The following is an 18,818-nucleotide window of genomic DNA, read 5'->3' on the forward strand; positions in this document are numbered from 1 at the left end:
TTGTTATGTAATTTATTCGATGAAAGAACAGCGAGAAAATCTCCTGATAAATTATTCTTATTATGAATGCTTTTGAGTTTTTAATTTCCCTGGTTAATTTAACACTTGGTTAGCGAAATTTACCAGATGGAGATAATGATGAATATATGGTTTTGTTTAAGTTATTGAAAAATAACAAAATAAAAGTTGGCATCGTATGTGCAATATATAAATTGTAACTAAAACGAACTGCTAATCCTCAAGGAGCTTATTATGAAAAGCGTATTTCTATCTACTCTAAGTCTTATTGTTGTAATGTCATCACCAATCGCTGCTGCTAACACTTTAGACAAAGAGGAGTGGAGCTCAGATTTACGTCAGGACTTTTCTGAAATGAAGCATGAAGCTGTAGCAGATATTCAGCAAATGAATATGGATGCCATCCACGCACGCGATGAGCGTATCGTGAAAAACATTAAAGATGAGCAAGAACAGTTAGTAAAGGTAACGTGCCACAAAGAGAAAGCAAGCAAGTCATAACCGCCGATAAAGAGACTAACAGACGAAAATGAATCCAATACGAGTTCAGTGCTAGTCAGCAGTAAGCACTGACCTTGTTGCTCTACTTGCCAGCCTTTTAAGGCTGGCTTTTTTGTTTCTCATTTCACAGGTGGAGCTCAGATCCTCAAGTTTATTATCAATCGTTGGCGTGTTTGATGAGCTATCGCTGGAGCTGATGTAACTTTTAAAAGTGTAGATTTCAGTAAACTGGAGGCGATGTTAGATATTTTAAATTTAGAAAAGAGCCGTTCTCCTTTTTGACCTTCATCATACCTTAGTATGTGCCTTACCTTTACTTGAATTAGAACTCATATTGCAGGCTCTCGTTTAAAGGTATTGATGCATATTTAAAGAACAAGAGTTAGAAATATGGGCCTTATTAAAATTTGTAAAGATGGCTTTCGAGGAAAACCAGATTTTTCAAACTTGCTACATAATGTATTCCAGATAGATGACTTAGTATTGTCATTTGAGTGTCCGAACAATATATATGAAGGGCATGTATACCAAGATCTTGTGGAGTTAAAACAATTCGATGTTGACTCAAAAGAAGAACGGCATGAAAAGTTAATAAAATTGGCTTCTATTTATTTCTCATTTCAAAAAAAAATATTAAACCCTCTATTACCTATAAATAAACAAGGTGGTTTATATATTAGGTTAAGGATCAAGTCTGCCAATGAGAATATTAGATCTGTCAATCAATTATCTTCATTCATAGAAAAAGAGTATGTGGAGTTTTATCATGCTCTAGAGTCTCCTGAAGGATCTAAGAAAGGAGATCATACAGAGATGATGAATGATGCTAACGATTACGCAAATCATCGCTGGGGATTAGAGCCGATAAACGAAGAAAAAAAGAGAGCGAAAGAAGAGTTTCTCGTAGGAGAGTTTCTTCGCAGCTACCCCCCAATTAAATGCCAGGCTATTGATGTTGGAGAGAAAACGTACTCAAAATACGTAGAAGGTAACTTGGAGTATAAGAGGGACTATCGAAGAGTTTACAATTTGCATATCAAAAATGAGTTTTACTTTAGTATCGAGTTTTTATACGAAATCGAGCCTATGTTTGCTCAAAAAAAGTTTTTAGATTGGGTGAGAAGTGCTGATGAAACCTTTGAGAAAAAGGTGTTAGAGTTACTAGAGTTGTCTCCGCTTGTTGATTCGTATACTACCTCCAAGGTAGAGAGATTGACCAAATAGAATTGATCCTGTGCGCTCTGACTTTCAACTTAAAGAAAAAAGCCCGCAAAGAATTTCCTCTGCGGGCGTAATAAAGGGCACCAAATTGGGTGTCTATTCATTTTGGAGGTGGTCGAACGTCCATATAAAACTGACAATAGGCTTGGTGAGAGGCTTACCACCAGCGCGACCAACGGAGCTAAAGTTAACATTGTTGCAATGATTGTTAAAATGTTAATTCTTCAATCAATGTTTTCATTATCGTTAGTCTGGATTGTGAATATGTTGTTCTATTGTTCCTGGAATGCTTGACTGTCGAATTTGAATACATCATGAGATATAGATGGCCCTTTCTTTATCCATTTTGGTTATATAAATCTTGTCATATCACACCGCTAAATCTTCATTATTTTTAATAATTCGACATGGCTTATGCCATTTTGTTACTGGTGTGTTTGTTTTTCGATGGTCTCAAATTTGAGTTCACGTATAACCAGGCAATTAAAGGAAAAGAGCAGCAGTTAGCTGCCCTTTATTGCTATAAAGACTGAAGGCTAATTCCAATGTAATAGCGTCCAATTTGATCGATTCGCGTGTTCTTTTAGTTGTGGGCATGGATTTACCAGGTAGGTGTAATCTGCGTATTCACATAAAGGCAAATCGTTGATTGAATCGGTATAGAAATGGATTTCAGAATAAGGCTCAGGCTGATTTTCTAGCCACTGTTTTAAGCGCGTGACTTTACCTTCACGATAACTAGGGACACCGTCGATTTCAGCAGTATAACGGTTGTCTTTCTCGATTAAATCGATGCCGAGTGCGGTTGGAATATTAAGACGGCGACCAACGGCTTCCACCAAAAAAGTGACGCTGGCAGAGATGATAACCATATCTATACCATCACGAGACAGTTGCTCAATCAGGGTTTTGGCTTGAGGAAACTGTTTAGCCAGAATATGGCTTTCAACACATTCTTCAACCAAGGCGTTTACTTCTTCAATCGGCATGTTTTCTAGTGGCTTCATGGAGAACGCTAGGTAATCTTCCATGTCCATTTTGCCTTCAGAGTACAAGGCCATTAGACGCTGATCTTCCTTAATAAATAAAGGATCAGTCGCGATGCCTCTCTCAACCATAAACTCGTTCCAAATCATTGCGCAGTCAGCGTTTATTAGGGTTTCATCCATATCAAAAACATACAAAGGTTTGGACATGTTTAGGCTCTCACTGGTTGAATTTCGTTTAGGTTAAAGAGTAGCTCTAGTTGGCTGCCATTCGCTAGTAAGCGTTCTGAAGAGCGGTTAAGCAAGTCCACAGTGAGCTCACACTCTTCAACGTTCACTTGATAGCGAATAACATTACCAAGAAGTTGGTGGTTGGTGATCGTACCTACTTGTGGCGCTGAGATGTGGCTTTCATATTGACGACCTTGCTCTTTTACATATATAGACTCTGGGCGAATCGCTACTTTCCATTCGGTATCAATGTTGAATAGTTGCTTGGCTTTATTGGCCTCTACAAGGTTGTAGTGTCCCATGAAACCGGCCACAAACTCGTTAGCAGGATGAGTATAAATTTCTTCAGGTGTTCCTGCTTGAACAATTTCCCCTTTACTCATTAGGAAGATACGATCAGACATAATCATCGCCTCTTCTTGGTCATGAGTTACGAAGATAGTGGTGAGATTCATTTCTTTCTGAATATCTCGGATTTGCTGACGAAGATGTTTGCGGATTTTGGCATCAAGAGCAGAAAGTGGCTCATCAAGCAATAATATGCGAGGTTTCACCACCAACGCTCGAGCGAGTGCGACACGCTGGCGCTGACCGCCAGAAAGTTGATGTGGATAGTGTTTTTCTTTACCTGCCAGATCCACCAGTTTGATGACTTTAGCTACTTCACGTCGAATATCATCATTCGCAAGCTTTTTCATTTTTAAGCCAAATGCAATGTTGCCTTCAACGGTCATATTGGGAAACAGCGCATACGATTGAAAGACCATCCCAATACCACGCTCTTGCGGGACTTGATGCGTGATATCTTCTCCGTTTACCCAAATCTCGCCGCCATCGACAGGGTTAAGCCCTGCAAGGCTGCGAAGTAGCGTCGATTTACCACAACCGCTAGGGCCCAAAAGCGTAATGAATTCACCTTGCTCGATGTTAAAGTGAATGTCCTCAAATACGGTGTTATCACCAAAACGTTTAGTCAGATTTTTCGCAGTGACGTAGCTCATTGTTTGACTCCTCGGCTGAAACGACTTGCCAACCAAGTCAGGAAAAAAATAAATAGGAAGTAGGTCATCACTAAGGCAGACGTGAAGTGGCCGCTTGTCTGACGCATGTTATACAAGTAGATTTGCAAGGTTTCATAACGTGTGCCGACCAAAATATTGGCGAACACAAACTCTCCCAATAGAAATGAAAATGAAAGGAAAAGCGATGCCATCAGCCCTTTTTTGAGGTTAGGTAAAATGACCATCAAAAACGCTTTGGTTGTGCTTGCCCCTAGCAAGTGTGCCGCGTCCATTAAATCATTAAGGTTAATTGCTTCGAAGCTATTGGAAATCGCACGATACATGAACGGTAACGCGATGGTGAAATAAGTGCCTATTAAAATCCAAGGGGTACCGATAAGAGATATTTCACTGTCAGCATAAAGTTGAAGCAAGCCGACGGATGACACCACTGGTGGTACAGCGAATGGTAGCAAAATTAGTACGTTCATGAGCTTATCGAGCTTCGGGAAGTAGTAAAACACCACGAATATCGCTGGCAGAACCAGAAGCACACTGAGGGTTAGCGAAGCAATACAAATAAACAACGAACGCCCAAACGCTTGCAAAAAACGTGGGTCGGTCAGCAATTTAACGTACCAATCAAAAGTGAAACCATCCGGAAGCACCGTGGCGCCCCAGCGTGATGAAAGCGAATAGACAAAGGTCGCTAAAATCGGGATGAGCATGATCCCAACAATGGAATAAACCACCGTTTTATGGAATCGAGTATTAACGTTGTGCATGACTACTTCCTACCTGCATAGCTTTTCGAAATGAGCCATTGGTTAATCACTGTGATAAAGGCAAGTAACGCCATTAGAATCACTGAAATCGCAGCGGCAAGATTAGGTTCAAGGAACAGATCTCCCGATACCAGACTCGCGATTCGAATTGTGATGACGTTATAGTTACCGGAGGTCAACGCATAAACACTCGCATATGCGCCAATCGCGTTGGCGATTAAGATAATAAAGGTACCGAACAAGGCTGGTGAGAGCACTGGCAGAGCGATTTTCGCCCAATACTGCGATGTTTTGGCACCTAGTAGCGCTGCGGCCGCTTGCCAATCATCACTCAACGCGTCGAACGCAGGGTAGAGCAACAACACCGCCAGCGGGATTTGGAAGTAGATATAAATGGCCAGTAGGCCCCATTTACCATAAAGGTCGAAATCACCGAGCAAGCCATACTGCTTGAGCAAAAGGGTAATTGCCCCATTGGTGCCTAAAATAATAATAAAAGCGAATGACAGAGGTACGCCTGCAAAGTTGCTGCTCATGTTCGTAAACGCAATCACACCGTCGCGGACTTTAGAATCGACTCTGCGTAGAGAAGAGACCAACAAAGTCGCAATGGCTAAGCCAAAAATGCTCGACCACACCGCTAACCACAAGCTATTGCCAAACGCCTGCATCATAAAGGCAGAGTCGAGCACTTCAATGTAGTTATCTAAGGCAAACTCGCCATCGTAGATAAAGCTGTTTAACAGTACCCAAATCATCGGTGCGAGTTGAAATAGGTAGAAAAACAGCGCGAAAGGCACTAACCAAATGGCTGGCTTAAAGCGCTTTAACCAAGTACTTGCCAAATTTGAGCGAGATTCGCTAGAGCTTGGGGAGAGGACAGAACTGCTCATAGTGCTAACAATTCCTGAGTGTATGGCTTCGTGTGGTCAAGGTTTAGCAATTGACAAACGGTGCCACAAATATCAGTTTGCTTAATATGACAATCCTGATGGGTAAACTTATCGCCAATGACAAACAGAGGAACTTCTCGCTCTTCAGGTAAAATCCCACCGTGAGAAAGATCGTTGTTCATGCCATGATCGCTGGTCACAATGATTTGATACCCATCAGCAAGCCATTGTTCGATGTAGTTGGAAAGAATAATGTCTGCACCTCGCGCACAATTGCGGTATTGGCGAGAGTCTAGGCCAAACTTATGTCCTGTATCGTCGATATTCATCGGGTGGATCAGTAAGAAATCAGGTTGATAGTTTCGACGTAAATACTCTGCGTCCAGGAACAAGGCTTCATCAGGATAATGATCCCAATGGTAAAAGCAGCCGTGCTGGATATTCAGGGTTTCATCATGCGTGAAACGATCGCGAACAGGTTCAAATGGCGCGCGATTATAAAGCTCACTGACCCAGTGGTAGGCAGCCGCAGCGGTCACTTTGCCTTGGGCTTTTGCCAAACTGAAAATGGAATCGTGTTTGGATAGACGAACGATATTGTTGTTTACGATGCCGCTTTCTACAGGGCGAACGCCCGTTAAAATGCACTCATAAAGTGGGCGAGACATTGAGGGCAACTCACACTGCACAGGATAAAGCGTTGCGCGAGTTTCTTGTTGGGAACGACTTTGTTCTAGAAGACCATTGAGGTAGCCCATGCAATCACGGGCTACCTGATAGTTCAGTCCATCTAGAACAACAAGGATGACCTTATTGCTCATAACGACTTACTCTTATTGCTGGTGGATTAAGACACTTTCTTGCCATTGACGTGGCAGCTTACGTGCGGACTTTTCCCAAGCTGAGAAGTCAGTCACTGGGTGAACATTGCTGTATTGGTCGTTAGCAATTAGCTTGTCTTGCACTGCTTGAGGCAGTGTGATGTTGGTGCGGATTGGACGCGCATAACCTTCTGCTAAGTTGATTTGCCCTTGATCGCTGAAGATGTACTCACGAGCAAGCTTTGCTGCATTAGGGTTCTTCGCGTATTTATTGATTATGGTTGTATAACCAGAAATCACAGAGCCATCTTGAGGAATGCTCACTGTAAAGCGGTCGCGGTCAATTTTGTCGCGGTAGTTCAACGCATTGAAGTCCCACATGATCGCCACTTCCACTTCGCCTTTTTCTAGGTTGGCGATGTTCGGATCGGTAAATGAAAGACGACCTTGCTTCGCGAGTTCAGAAAAGAACTTGAGCGCAGGCTTGAGGTTGGATTCGTCCCCACCGTTGGCGAACGCTGCGGCGAGAACTGCGTTGTTTGCCTGTGCTGCTACGCCGACGTCACCTACGGTCACTTTGTAGTCGCCTTTTAATAGGTCATCCCACGTTTTTGGCGCGTCTTTTACGAGGTTATTGTTGGAGATAAAAGAAATAGTGCCAGTGTAAGCAAGTGCCCAATGACCATCTTCGTCTTTTGCCCAATCTGGAATGTCATTCCAAGTTGTTGGTTTATATGGCTGAGTGACGCCTTTTTTAACCGCTACACGTGCGAAGGCAAAGCCTACGTCACCAATGTCTGCGGTCGCGTTTTTCTTCTCAGCTTCGAATTTTGCGATTTCTTGAGCCGAGCTCATATCTGTGTCTTGGTGCTTAAGGTTGTAGTTTGACTTTAAATCAGCCCAAGTGTCTTTCCAGTTCGCCCAACTGTCAGGCATACCTACACTGTAAACCGCCCCTTCTTTTTGTGCTGCGGTAACCAATGACTCAATATCGGCTTCTTTCGCTACTGTTGGTGCTGCGAGCGTTACCGCGATGATTGCCGCTGGTGCAGTAATTGAACGACTTAGCAAAGTTTTCATTGTCTCCATCCTTCTGGACTAGGTCAGTAAGTTCGCTTTGTATGCTATGGATGGAATGTGACGATTTAGAGCAAGTAATTTGACAGTTTTTATTAATTTCTATGGCACTTATATTTCATACGCTCGGTATGTGTTCTGTTGATTAATGTCATATTTTTGTTACGCACACGCCTTATGTTGTTCATCAAATTATCGTTGGACTAGATCAGAATGAGAGCGACAGGCACCAGCCAATTTGGTACCCAATTAGGAAAAATTAGAAGCAGCTTAAAGCAGCAGATTCTTTCCGGCATCATGTCGGAAGGGCAAAAGCTGCCATCAGAAAGGGAGCTCAGTGAGCTATTTTCTACGACTCGAATCACTATCAAAGATGCATTGGTGTCTTTAGAAACTGAAGGCCTGATCTACCGAGAAGAGCGTCGTGGCTGGTACGTATCTCCAGAGCGGATCTGTTACAACCCGTTGTCTCGTTCTCACTTCCATCAGATGATTCGAGAGCAGCATCGTATTGCAGAAACCAAGTTACTCAACGTGCGAAGTGAAATGGCCGCAGGTGAGTATGCAAAATCGTTAGAGGTTGAGCGAATGACCCCAATTTATGTGATTGAACGGTTGCGTTTTATTGATGGGCGAGCGGTATTGTTTGTTGAAAATGTACTCAAATCGGCACTATTTGAAGGTATATTGTCTGAGAACCTCACCATGTCCCTGACGGGCATTTATCGTGAGAAGTATGGCTACGAGACAAAGCGCTCTCGTTTTGATGTGATTCCAACGTCAGCACCTGCTCATGTCGCTAAAGCGTTGAACTTGGCTGAAGGACAGCCGGTTCTGAAAATTCGTCGAGTAAACTACAAACAAGATGGCAAATTAATGGACTGCGAATTCGAGTATTGGCGTCCAGATGCAGTGATGATTCGCATTGATAGCGTAGGATAAAGTGCAGAATTAAAAAGAGCCCAATGAAGGGCTCTTTTTCGCATATTGGTTAGAGAGGCGGTTTAAACGAGGCCTTGCTCTTTTGCCATTTTACTTGCTATGCCAGGCGCTTTCCAAATGCTTGGCAGCAAAATGAAAGACACAGGTACGGCGGTAATTACAATGAAAGACTGCAATGCAGAAATACCACCAGAGCCCATTGAGATAAGCGCAATAGCGACAATACCCATCATCAAGCCCCAGAATGAGCGAATCACTGCGTTTGGTTCCGTAGAGCCCGTCATTACCACACTGATTGTGTAAGTCATCGAGTCACCTGTCGTCACGATAAATGTTGTCGTTAAGATCAGGAACAGAACCGAAATGATCATTGGGTAAGGTAATTCACCGGTAATCGCTAGCAGTGCTGCAGGCAAGTTAAAGCCTTCAAACGCAGATGAAATCAAGCCAGGGTTATCAAGCTCAAACGCAAGGCCACTGCCGCCAACAATACTAAACCAGAAGCAAGTAATCAGCGGTGCTGCGATGCTAATAGACATGATCAGCTGGCGAATTGTACGACCACGAGAGATACGAGCAATAAAGATCGCCATCATTGGGCCATAACCGATAAACCAACCCCAGAAGAATACTGTCCACCAGCTTAGCCAGCCCGTATCACCACGGTAAAGCGCCATTGGGAAGAAGTTATCTACCATGCGACCAACGCCTTGTACGTAGCCATCAACAATAAAACTTGTCGGTCCAAAGAACAGGATGTAACCAATTAACAGCACAGACAAAATAATGTTGTAACGACTGACGATTTGAATACCTTTGCTCAAACCGCTTAGTGCGGAAAGGGTATACATCAGGATCGCTGCCATGATAACCATGCTTTGCGTTACGAACGTATCTGGCAGGCCAAACAATGAGTTTAGCGCGTAGCTAATTTGTAAACCTAAGAAGCCGATAGGGCCGATTGTTCCTGCTGCTACGGCAATAATGCTACATGCGTCAGCAACATCACCAATCCAGCCTTTAATGGCTTTATCGCCAAACACAGGGTAAAGCAGAGTACGCGGCTTAAGAGGCAGGCCTTTATCGTAATGCAAGTGCATTAAGACAATGGAAGATAAACCACCAAGGATCGCCCAAGCTAAGAAGCCCCAGTGCATAAAAGACTGAGATAGAGCATTGATTGCGGCAGTTTTCGGTGAAGCTTCACCGTATAAAGGCGGAGCAGTCACAAAGTGCGCGATAGGCTCAGCAGCGGCCCAGAACACACCACCACCTGCAAGTAAGGTACAGAGTACAATTGACAACCATTTAAAGTTATCAATATCAGGTTTCGCTAGACCACCTAGACGCACATAACCAGTGCGACCAAACGCAAGAGCCAAACCAATTAGGAAATTCAGAAGAAGCAGTACTTGCCAGTAAGCTCCGAAATATTTAGTAGCAAAGCCGAAGCCGGTGTTAACCATTGCGGTTAGAGAGTCGGTATTCGTTAGAGCAAGTAAAACGAATAGAGTGAGGAAGCTACCACTTAACCAAAAGACAGGATTGGTGAGTTCGAGGCGCTTGAGCAGAGATGGGGGATGAATAGCAGAATAGTCAGCATCCTGAATAGGCGCTGTGTGGGAGGCGGCATTCGTCATATTTGACATAATTACTTCGCTTTTTAGGGCTATGAAGCCGTGCATTTCCCCTCACATCGTTTCGACGAAAAGTGTGAGGATGTTCAAAAAGCCGATGATGTTAACATGTCGAAGTTGCAAATATAACCTTAGATTTCGATTAATTTTTAACAGGTTAGCCAAGTTACTGATTTTTGGGTAGAGATCAAAGGAAAGTGTTTTTACGTGAAGTGCACCGCATTTCGTATGTAAATAACATTTCCCTTGTTTTTGCATGGATTACTCAGGATTACATTGAGCAAACATGTTTCTTCTCCAAACTGAGGTTTACTCAATGGCTCACTTCGAACTTAATGGACCGTGGTTACTTACCTCGCCACAGCGTCCCGATATTGAAATTCCAATGTCTATTCCGGGCGATAATATTTCGGCGCTTTTACAAGCAGAGCGCATTCCGGATCCTTATTTTGCCGATAATGAAAACAAAGTTCGTTGGATTGAAGAGTGTGAGTGGCATATCTCGCGTGAGTTTGAAGTTGATGCGTTTACGTTGTCTGCCAAGCAAGTTTGGATGACGCTAACTCGTGTCGATACCTTGGCAACCTTCTATATTAATGGTGAGTTAGCACTAACTTGCAGCAACATGTTTACTCAACAACGAGTTGATATCAAACCTTATTTAAAACAGGGCATAAATACTGTTCTTGTTCAATTCGCAAGAGTCGATATAGAAGGTGTGGAACGTGCTAAAAAATTGCCTTTCCCAATCCCTTCCGCAATGGGAAATAATCAAATTCCGCACATGAATTTGATCCGAAAAACGCAATGTCATTCCGGATGGGACTGGGGCATTTGCTTGATGGTATCGGGTATTTACGACCCCATTCAAATCGACATTGTGAATGAGCTTTGGCTCAAAGGCTTCTCGACAGAGCAGCAATGGCAAGCCGATGAGAGTGTGTTTCTTGATGTAGTAGTTGAAGTGGAAACGGACAGTCAACGCCATGAACTGATTGTTGAATTTAATGGTGAGCGTCAATGTATTCAAACAAAAGGAAGTGGCCACTATCACTGCCAGTTCCACATTTCGGAGCCTCAACGCTGGTGGCCATCAGGTTATGGCGAAGCTTATCTTTACCCCATTACCATTTCTTGCAGAGAGCAAAAGTTAACGCGCAACGTTGGTTTGCGTCAGTTAACCCTAAATAACCAAGCTGATGAACATGGCTCTGCGATGGAGTTTATCGTTAATGGCGTACCAATTAATGCCAAAGGTGCCAACTGGATCCCTGTTGACGCAATGCCGGGGCGAGAATGCGAAACACGTTATCGCAACCTTTTGCAAAGTGCGGTTGATGCTAACATGAATATGATACGTGTGTGGGGTGGAGGTCAGTACGAGAGCGAGAGCTTTTACAATCTGTGTGATGAGCTCGGCTTGTTAGTGTGGCAAGACATGATGTTCGCATGTTCACTGTACCCATCTGATAATGACTTCTTAAAAGAGGTCGAAGATGAGCTTCGATACCAAATTCCGAGACTTAAGGAGCACCCATCAATAGCACTTTGGTGTGGTGATAATGAAGTGATTGGAGCTATTGGTTGGTACGAAGAATCTAAGCACAATAAAGTCAAATACACGGTTAACTACGATCGCCTCAACCGCATGATTGAGCAGGTGATTACCGAACAAGATAGCGTTCGTCGTTTCTGGCCAAGTTCCCCGTGTAATGGTGAACTGGATTTCGGTGACGCGTGGCATGATGATAGTAAAGGCGATATGCACTTTTGGGACGTTTGGCACTCAGGAAAATCATTCAATGCCTACCTTGACGTGAATCCTCGTTTTTGCTCTGAGTTTGGTTTTCAATCTTGGCCGTCTTTTGCAGAAGTTAAGCAGTTTGTCCCGGAGCAAGATTGGAATATCACGTCCCTAACCTTTGAACAACATCAGAAGAATCCTCGTGGTAACAGTATCATCACAGAGATGTTCACGCGTTATTTCCGTTTTCCCTCTGGATTCGAGAACATGCTGTATTTAAGCCAAGTTCAGCAGGCAATCGCGATCAAAACTGCGTGCGATCATTGGCGTGCCATTTCTCCAGTTTGTCGCGGCATGCTGTACTGGCAACTCAACGACAACTGGCCTGTCAGTTCTTGGTCTAGCTTGGAATACAGTGGTCGTTGGAAGCAGTTGCACTACCATGCAAAACGCTTTTTTGCGCCGCAGTATTTGGTATTTTCCGAGCATACAGGCAAGTTGAGCCTGCATTTGCTCAATGATGCCAAAGAGCCCGCAAGCGTCAACGCACTGCTCAAGTGGGTAGATTGGCAAGGGGAAGAAAAGCAATGTTGGAGCTTAGAACAAACGGTCATAGCAGACAGCAATACGATTTTGTGGCAATTGGATGAATTGATCGAGAAGGATGAACTTACGTCAGGCTTCCTCTATGTTGAAGCGCAAATCGGTGAAGACAGAATAAGCAACACATGGTTTTGCACTCACGAGCTGAAAACTTTGCCTATGGCAAAAGCCAATATTGATGTCTCTATTGAAGGAAGCCAAATTACATTGATTGCGGATAAGCCTGCGTTTTTTGTTCATTTGGAGAGTGATGCTGATGGAAGGTTCAGTGACTCCAGTTTTACTCTGTTGGTCAACGTTCCAATGACGGTTGAGTATTTAGGTGATCATGTTTCAGGTATGCAGCAGTCGTTGAGGGTATACCACCTTAATGATTAAAGCGGGCATAGAACATCTACATGCTGACAACTAAAAAGGGAGCGTTTGCTCCTCTTTTTGTGCTCGTTGTAGCCACGAAACTGTATACGGTTGCCTCTCTCACAACAATTTATGATTCATCTCTATTTTTTATCATTTATAAATTGTCGTTTTTGAGGTGTTGTCCAGAATGGCATTATCCACGTGCAACATAAGATTGCCGGGAATAAAAATAATTACAATACTGCCTTACTGGAAGATACATGAAAATCAAACCCCTCCCACCTTTAAATAGCCTCGTTGCGTTTGAAGCGTCGGCGCGGCATTTGAGTTTTACGTTAGCCGCTGACGAGCTAAACGTGACCCAAGGTGCTATCAGTCGCCAAATTAGACAATTAGAAGAATACTTAGGCAAGGCTATGTTCACGCGAGCCAATCGAAGTATTAATTTAACGCCTACAGGTCTTCAATATTATCAAGCTGTCAGCCAATCTTTGCTCGATATTGCTCAAATCACGGGTGAAGTGAAGAAATGGCAGGGCGAACAAAAGATCACGGTTGCGACGACAAACGCAATGGCCGCTTTGTGGTTGTTGCCTAAGGTCGCTCAATTTCAAAATGAACATGATGACATCGATATAAGGATTTTGGCCTCAGATAATGTGTTGGACTTACGCCGATTAGATTGCGATATCGCCTTGTTTTATTGTCGCACTCCACCTGCGGAAATGGATGTGACAACGCTATTTTCAGAAGAAGTATTCCCTGTGTGTAGCCCGCTTTATTTAGAGAAAATAGGCCAGCCTAGTGAGCCAGAAGAAATCTTCAATAAAACGTTACTCTATCTGGAAGAGTCTCAAAGAGATTGGGTGAATTGGGAGCAGTGGTTTGCGAGTGTTGGATTGCCAAATATTTCGCCTCGTAATCGCATGAACATTAATAACTATCCAATGCTGTTACAAGCGGCTATTAATGGTCAGGGCATCGCGTTAGCCTGGGGCTCATTAGTGGACGACTATTTACAAAGCGGCGCTTTGGTTAGGCCAGTCGAGCATGTTCTTTCAACACCTTCCAATTTTTCTATGCTTGAACCTAAAAATAGAGGTTTAATCCCAGCAAGCGTCAAACGTTTTAGAGAATGGCTTTTGCATCAGTTGCCAGATGAGGTGGGTGATCGAGGCTTAGCCTAAATCAATAAGCAGAGAAAATAACAGAGTTTGGTCATGTTAAAAAGCGGGAATATCAGTTCCCGCTTTGTTTGAATTGATTGGATGAAATGACGCACTAAGTGAGTGCTGGTCCTTGATTGAGTGTGGAATCATCTTTCAGCGAGGATGTTGAAGCGATAGGCTCGGAAGCCACAGTTTTGCTTTCAACAAGCGGTTCAACAGGACCATCAAGTTTCTCTTGCTCTGGGTGAACATGCTCTGGAAGCATTGCCCATGGCTTAGGTTCGCGTCGAATACTATGGAACAGCGTTAAGCTCATTACCGCGATAAAAATAGCGATAGGGAAACCGGCAATAATGGAGGCCGTTTGCATTGCTTTTAACCCTCCGGCGTATAGAAGCACTCCCGCAATGGCAGCGATCATGATCCCCCATAGTACCCGTATAGACGTAGGAGGCTCACTGTGCCCGGCGGCATCGAGGGTACATAGAACTAGGGTACCCGAGTCAGCTGAGGTAATGAAATAAGTACCGAGCAATAGACACGCAAGTACGCTAAGTAGTTTACCAAACATACCTGTATCTAGGTTGTCGAATAGCGTAAACAAAGCGCGTGTCGTATCAGCTTTAGTCGCTTCAAGAATCGGGCCGCCAGAAAAATCTGCAGGTGGTGTTTGTTTGGCTTCTTGTGCCGCAGTAACTTGCTCTTGATGAGCAACACGAGCGTCTTGCTCTACCTTCAACGCTGCGCCACCAAATACTGAAATCCATAAAAACGTGATCAGCGTGGGTACGATGAGAGCACCGCCGATAAGCTCACGTATTGTGCGCCCTTTAGAGATACGAGCTACAAACATGCCAACGAAAGGTGCCCAAGTCATCCACCAAGGCCAGTAATAAGCCGTCCACCAGTTTTGCCAGCCAGAGTCATTCTGTGCATCGCTCCATAAGCTCATACCGACAATGTTTTGTGCATAAAGCCCCGTGCTTTCAAGTAGCGTATTTAAGATATAGCGAGTTGGGCCAATATAAAGTACGACCAGCACGAGTGCGAGTGAAAGCAGCATGTTCCATTCTGATAAACGGCGAATACCTTTCCCTACACCAGATAGCACCGACGCAACCGCACAAGTACAAAGGGAAACGATAATAAAGAGTTGAATCCCCAAACTAATGTCTAGACCAAAGGCTTGATTCAAACCAGAGTTTATTTGGATAACTCCCATCCCCAAGGTTTGAGAGATACCGAAAGCAGTCACCGCGACTGTTAGGATATCAACCGTGTGCCCGATAGGCCCATAAATACGATCGCCAATCAAAGGGTACAAGATAGAGCGTAGGGTAAAAGGCAGATCTTTACGGTAGGAAAAGTAGGCTAATGCGAGTGCAACAATGATAAAGACAGACCAAGGATGTAGACCCCAGTGAAAGAATGTCAGTTTCATTGATGTTGTTGCGGCTTCATTGGTCAGGCCTTGAGTAAATGGGTTGTCAGCGTAATGCCACATCGGTTCGGCGACCGACCAGAAAATTAAGCCTATCCCCATGCCTCCGGAAAAAAGCATGGATACCCAAGACAAATAACTAAACTCTGGTTTTTCGTCATCTTTACTCAAACGAATATGTCCATATCGACTAACCATAAGATAAAGAAGAAAACCGACAACGAGTGAAACAAGTCCGATGTAAAACCACTTCATATTCTGCAGCAAAATGCCGGAAATCGTTTCGAAGTATTGGCCCGCTTGGTTGGCGAGAATGGCGCAGAAAAGTACAAAACCGATAACGACGATCTTTGATGCGATAGTCACAGTCGGATTGAGTCCTTTCAATATCCCAGATGTTGCTCTCATAGGCATCCCTCACAGTGCTTTTGTTTTAGCGTTATTGTTTGTTGCGTTATTGTTAATTTTTGAAAGAGAGTAGAGAGAGGGCTTTTGTGTTTCAACTGATTAATACTCATCGGTTAATGAGTATTAATCATGACAAGAAGAACCTTGTTAATTAAAAGGTTATTTTGTTGTTTGAGATCAATGCATGAATGACAAAAACTCATCCAAACCCGGCGAAAAAGTCGTTTGTTTGTTGCTGGGTTGTTAATCAAAATCATCTCCACTAACACAACACGATGTTGTACGCACTGGATGCAACTCGACTCTCGGAGATAAGAATATGAGCAATGTCAACCAAACCATTATTCCTGTTGAACTTGTTGATAATGTACTGAACCCAATCAGTGAAGCAACAGGAATGCCGAATCAGGCCTACACCAGCGAAGAGTATTTTACCTTTGAGCGTGATCAGGTGTTTGGTAACACTTGGGTATGCATTGGTTTTGCATCAGACCTGCTTAAAAATGGCTATGTGATGCCACTTGATTTCATGAATCTTCCACTACTCATGATGAGAAATCGTCAAGGTGAAGTCCAAGTCTTCCACAACGTATGTAGTCATCGTGGTATGAAGCTGGTGCATGAGGCAGGCGAAGTTCAAGGCATGATTCGCTGTCCTTACCATTCATGGACGTACGATCTTGACGGCAATCTAAAAGGCACACCACACATCGGTGGTATCGCAAAACACAAAGATGATCGATTTAAGTGTGAAAAACATGGCCTTAAGCCACTTCGTTCAGCCGTTTGGATGGACATGGTATTCGTCAACTTATCGGGCAATGCAGAAAGCTTTGAAGAGCATATCGCGCCGCTAGAGCAACGTTGGCAGCAATTCTTAGGTGAAGAAGGATTAGGGCTTCTTCGCCGCGTGAACATGGGTGGCAACTTAGAGATAGAAGTGAAAAGTAACTGGAAGCTTGCCGTAGAAAACTACTGTGAAGCTTACCACTTACCTTGGGTGCATCCGAGTTTGAACAGTTATTCTCGCCTAGAGGATCACTACAACATCATGTTTGCAGAGCGTTTTGCTGGCCAAGGTAGTCTCGCATACAACCTCTCTGATACTGCAGGAACACACTTACCTAAATTTCCAAGCTGGCCAGAAGATAAACTGCGTCATGCAGAATATGTTGCACTCTTTCCAAACGTGTTGCTTGGTATTCAAGCCGATCATGCCTTTGCGATGATGATTGAACCAATCACTGCGAATAAGAGTGTTGAGCACCTACGTGTTTTCTATGTGGGTGATGAAGCAACGAAAGATGAGTTCGCTGCGTGCCGTACTGCTACCGTTGAGTCATGGCGAGTCGTATTCGGCGAAGATATTGGAGCGGTCGAGGGCATGCAGGAAGGTCGTTACTCACCTGGCTTTGGTGGTGGTGTGTTCTCACCAGAAATGGATGTTCCGACGCATTTCTTCCAAACCTGGTTGGCAAAGCAAGTGAAAGCGGCCCTGGAGCAGTAATATGATGCATTACCTTAATTATATTGATGGTGAGTGGTGCGATTCAGAGCAAGCGCTGACCGTCATGAACCCTGGTACAGCCGAAGCGTATGCGACGGTTGCAGAAGCCACTATCACCGATGCAGATCGCGCAATGGCAGCGGCACGTCGAGTAGTCAATCAAGGCCTTCTTTCGGACGTTCGTCCAGCCGTCAGAACCGAGTGGATGTTAAAAGCCGCCGCAGCTATTCGTGAAATGGTTGATGAAGGTGGGTTAGTTGCCTGTCGTGAAAATGGGAAATCTTTGCAAGATGCCAAAGATGAGTTTTTAGAGTCGGCACGTTACTTCGAATACTACGCTGGCATGGCCGACAAGCTGGAAGGCACGTCAATTCCGTTGGGTAAAGACTATGTCGACTTCACTCAATATGTGCCGTTTGGCGTGTCAGTGCAGATTGTGCCGTGGAATTTCCCTGTCTCTATTTGTGCACGTTCATTGGCACCTGCATTAGCCGCAGGTAACGCAGTGGTGATCAAATCGCCAGAGATTTCTCCACTTGCCATGACGTTGTTGATTAAAGCGATTGAAAAAGCGGGCTTCCCAAAAGGCACGATTAACTTGCTATGTGGCAAAGGCTCAGTCGTTGGCAGTCATTTGGTGCAGCACCAAGAGGTCGATCAAATTGTCTTTACGGGTTCCGTTCCAACTGGCCAACGCATCCTGCAAGATTCAGCGCAACGCGCTACTCCATCGGTGATGGAGCTGGGTGGTAAATCGGCTGCTATCGCGCTGAAAGACGCGAGCCTCGAAACACTTTTGAAAAGCGTTCAGGTCGGTATTTTCTTTAACGCTGGTCAAGTGTGTTCGGCAATGTCTCGTTTGCTGATTCAAAAAGAGCGTTATGAAGAAGTAAAAGCGGCGGTTGTGGAAATGGCAAAAAGCCTAACCATTGGTCAAGGCGAAAGCCAGCCGGACATCACACCGTTGGTATCGGCTGATCAACAAGCACGCGTGCTTGAAATGATAGAACAAGCAAAAGCCGACGGCGCGAATATCCTAACGGGTGGCTACGCACCTGATTTATCGGGTTACTTTGTGGCACCAACGGTGATTGAAGCCTCACCAGATATGCGTATTGCTCAAGAAGAAGTGTTTGGCCCTGTACTGGTAATTACACCGTTTGAAACTGAACACGAAGCGATCGATATCGCGAATGGCACTGATTTTGGCCTGGTTGCTGGTGTCTTTGGTGAAAGCCTAAACCAAACATTGCGTGTGGCACAGCAACTGCGTGGTGGACAAGTGTTCATCAATGAATGGTTTGCTGGTGGCATCGAAACACCATTCGGTGGCGTGGGCTTGTCCGGGTTTGGGCGAGAAAAAGGGCAAGAAGCGATATATAGCTACGTCCAGACACGCAATATTGCCATTCGTTTGCAGCAAGACAGCAACGTATAGCTACCGTGTAACTGTATTTTCATCACCTCGTACCG

Annotated in this window: 15 protein-coding genes; 7 read left to right on the forward strand and 8 right to left on the reverse strand. The window is 44.2% G+C overall.

What is annotated here, in order from left to right:
- Positions 1-252: 252 nt before the first annotated feature.
- Both ACWYVB_RS05715 and ACWYVB_RS05720 read left to right on the forward strand, forming a co-directional pair.
- Positions 253-519 carry a hypothetical protein gene (locus tag ACWYVB_RS05715; RefSeq protein WP_046873807.1) on the forward strand — a complete coding sequence of 89 codons (267 nt, stop codon included), beginning with the start codon at positions 253-255 and terminating at the stop codon, positions 517-519.
- Between the two features lie 390 nt (positions 520-909).
- A complete protein-coding gene (locus tag ACWYVB_RS05720) occupies positions 910-1,743 on the forward strand; it encodes a DNAase (protein ID WP_074189829.1) in 834 nt (277 codons plus the stop codon).
- A 533-nt stretch (positions 1,744-2,276) separates the two neighbouring features.
- Here the strand turns inward: ACWYVB_RS05720 and ACWYVB_RS05725 are convergent.
- Genes ACWYVB_RS05725 through ACWYVB_RS05750 form a run of 6 tightly spaced genes read right to left on the reverse strand, consistent with a single transcriptional unit; the run spans position 2,277 to position 7,537 of the window.
- Positions 2,277-2,936: an HAD family hydrolase gene (locus ACWYVB_RS05725; RefSeq protein ID WP_074189831.1), complete on the reverse strand. Its 660-nt coding sequence runs from the start codon at positions 2,934-2,936 to the stop codon at positions 2,277-2,279.
- Positions 2,937-2,938: 2 nt separating this feature from the next.
- The gene (locus tag ACWYVB_RS05730) at positions 2,939-3,958 is read right to left on the reverse strand and encodes an ABC transporter ATP-binding protein (RefSeq protein WP_258615106.1); all 1,020 of its coding nucleotides are present in this window, start codon (positions 3,956-3,958) and stop codon (positions 2,939-2,941) included.
- Positions 3,955-4,743 (reverse strand): ABC transporter permease, encoded by a 789-nt coding sequence (locus ACWYVB_RS05735; protein WP_074189833.1) that lies wholly within the window; start codon positions 4,741-4,743, stop codon positions 3,955-3,957. The genes ACWYVB_RS05730 and ACWYVB_RS05735 overlap by 4 nt, the downstream gene beginning before the upstream one ends.
- A gap of 2 nt (positions 4,744-4,745) precedes the next feature.
- On the reverse strand, positions 4,746-5,636 hold the full coding sequence (locus ACWYVB_RS05740) for an ABC transporter permease (protein WP_085343277.1): 891 nt from the start codon (positions 5,634-5,636) through the stop codon (positions 4,746-4,748).
- Positions 5,633-6,457 (reverse strand): alkaline phosphatase family protein, encoded by an 825-nt coding sequence (locus tag ACWYVB_RS05745; protein WP_046873802.1) that lies wholly within the window; start codon positions 6,455-6,457, stop codon positions 5,633-5,635. The genes ACWYVB_RS05740 and ACWYVB_RS05745 overlap by 4 nt, the downstream gene beginning before the upstream one ends.
- Positions 6,458-6,469: 12 nt before the next feature.
- Positions 6,470-7,537: an ABC transporter substrate-binding protein gene (locus ACWYVB_RS05750; protein ID WP_005392695.1), complete on the reverse strand. Its 1,068-nt coding sequence runs from the start codon at positions 7,535-7,537 to the stop codon at positions 6,470-6,472.
- 210 nt (positions 7,538-7,747) lie between these two features.
- Here ACWYVB_RS05750 and ACWYVB_RS05755 point away from each other — a divergent pair, with 210 nt between their 5' ends.
- Positions 7,748-8,476: a UTRA domain-containing protein gene (locus ACWYVB_RS05755; protein ID WP_258615114.1), complete on the forward strand. Its 729-nt coding sequence runs from the start codon at positions 7,748-7,750 to the stop codon at positions 8,474-8,476.
- Between the two features lie 62 nt (positions 8,477-8,538).
- Here ACWYVB_RS05755 and ACWYVB_RS05760 read toward each other — a convergent pair whose 3' ends face one another.
- Positions 8,539-10,125 (reverse strand): BCCT family transporter, encoded by a 1,587-nt coding sequence (locus ACWYVB_RS05760; protein WP_005392697.1) that lies wholly within the window; start codon positions 10,123-10,125, stop codon positions 8,539-8,541.
- Positions 10,126-10,429: 304 nt separating this feature from the next.
- On the opposite strand from ACWYVB_RS05760, the gene ACWYVB_RS05765 reads away from it, so the two are divergent.
- Entirely contained in the window at positions 10,430-12,838 is a 2,409-nt protein-coding gene (locus ACWYVB_RS05765) for a beta-mannosidase (protein WP_074190013.1), read from the forward strand.
- 242 nt (positions 12,839-13,080) lie between these two features.
- Positions 13,081-14,007, forward strand: a complete 927-nt coding sequence (locus tag ACWYVB_RS05770; RefSeq protein ID WP_005392445.1) for a LysR substrate-binding domain-containing protein — start codon at positions 13,081-13,083, stop codon at positions 14,005-14,007.
- Between the two features lie 94 nt (positions 14,008-14,101).
- On the opposite strand, the gene ACWYVB_RS05775 is transcribed toward ACWYVB_RS05770, so the two are convergent.
- Positions 14,102-15,838, reverse strand: coding sequence for a BCCT family transporter (locus ACWYVB_RS05775; RefSeq protein WP_074189837.1), 1,737 nt, complete (start codon positions 15,836-15,838; stop codon positions 14,102-14,104).
- A 319-nt stretch (positions 15,839-16,157) separates the two neighbouring features.
- Between ACWYVB_RS05775 and ACWYVB_RS05780 the strand changes: the two genes are divergently transcribed.
- Both ACWYVB_RS05780 and ACWYVB_RS05785 read left to right on the forward strand, forming a co-directional pair.
- Complete coding sequence (locus ACWYVB_RS05780) at positions 16,158-17,345, forward strand: aromatic ring-hydroxylating oxygenase subunit alpha (RefSeq protein WP_053307899.1); 1,188 nt, start codon at positions 16,158-16,160, stop codon at positions 17,343-17,345.
- A 1-nt stretch (position 17,346) separates the two neighbouring features.
- Positions 17,347-18,783 carry an aldehyde dehydrogenase family protein gene (locus tag ACWYVB_RS05785; RefSeq protein WP_257887338.1) on the forward strand — a complete coding sequence of 479 codons (1,437 nt, stop codon included), beginning with the start codon at positions 17,347-17,349 and terminating at the stop codon, positions 18,781-18,783.
- Positions 18,784-18,818: the final 35 nt, after the last annotated feature.

Source organism: Vibrio sp. JZG10 (assembly GCF_054064075.1).

What these genes read in the sequence shown, in the direction of transcription:
- ACWYVB_RS05780 (WP_053307899.1), top strand. Translation starts at nt 16,158, where the DNA reads ATGAGCAATGTCAACCAAACCATTATTCCTGTTGAACTTGTTGATAAT.
- ACWYVB_RS05725 (WP_074189831.1), bottom strand. Translation starts at nt 2,936, where the DNA reads ATGTCCAAACCTTTGTATGTTTTTGATATGGATGAAACCCTAATAAAC.
- ACWYVB_RS05765 (WP_074190013.1), top strand. Translation starts at nt 10,430, where the DNA reads ATGGCTCACTTCGAACTTAATGGACCGTGGTTACTTACCTCGCCACAG.
- ACWYVB_RS05740 (WP_085343277.1), bottom strand. Translation starts at nt 5,636, where the DNA reads ATGAGCAGTTCTGTCCTCTCCCCAAGCTCTAGCGAATCTCGCTCAAAT.
- ACWYVB_RS05735 (WP_074189833.1), bottom strand. Translation starts at nt 4,743, where the DNA reads ATGCACAACGTTAATACTCGATTCCATAAAACGGTGGTTTATTCCATT.
- ACWYVB_RS05770 (WP_005392445.1), top strand. Translation starts at nt 13,081, where the DNA reads ATGAAAATCAAACCCCTCCCACCTTTAAATAGCCTCGTTGCGTTTGAA.
- ACWYVB_RS05755 (WP_258615114.1), top strand. Translation starts at nt 7,748, where the DNA reads ATGAGAGCGACAGGCACCAGCCAATTTGGTACCCAATTAGGAAAAATT.
- ACWYVB_RS05785 (WP_257887338.1), top strand. Translation starts at nt 17,347, where the DNA reads ATGATGCATTACCTTAATTATATTGATGGTGAGTGGTGCGATTCAGAG.
- ACWYVB_RS05750 (WP_005392695.1), bottom strand. Translation starts at nt 7,537, where the DNA reads ATGAAAACTTTGCTAAGTCGTTCAATTACTGCACCAGCGGCAATCATC.
- ACWYVB_RS05775 (WP_074189837.1), bottom strand. Translation starts at nt 15,838, where the DNA reads ATGAGAGCAACATCTGGGATATTGAAAGGACTCAATCCGACTGTGACT.
- ACWYVB_RS05760 (WP_005392697.1), bottom strand. Translation starts at nt 10,125, where the DNA reads ATGTCAAATATGACGAATGCCGCCTCCCACACAGCGCCTATTCAGGAT.
- ACWYVB_RS05715 (WP_046873807.1), top strand. Translation starts at nt 253, where the DNA reads ATGAAAAGCGTATTTCTATCTACTCTAAGTCTTATTGTTGTAATGTCA.
- ACWYVB_RS05730 (WP_258615106.1), bottom strand. Translation starts at nt 3,958, where the DNA reads ATGAGCTACGTCACTGCGAAAAATCTGACTAAACGTTTTGGTGATAAC.
- ACWYVB_RS05745 (WP_046873802.1), bottom strand. Translation starts at nt 6,457, where the DNA reads ATGAGCAATAAGGTCATCCTTGTTGTTCTAGATGGACTGAACTATCAG.
- ACWYVB_RS05720 (WP_074189829.1), top strand. Translation starts at nt 910, where the DNA reads ATGGGCCTTATTAAAATTTGTAAAGATGGCTTTCGAGGAAAACCAGAT.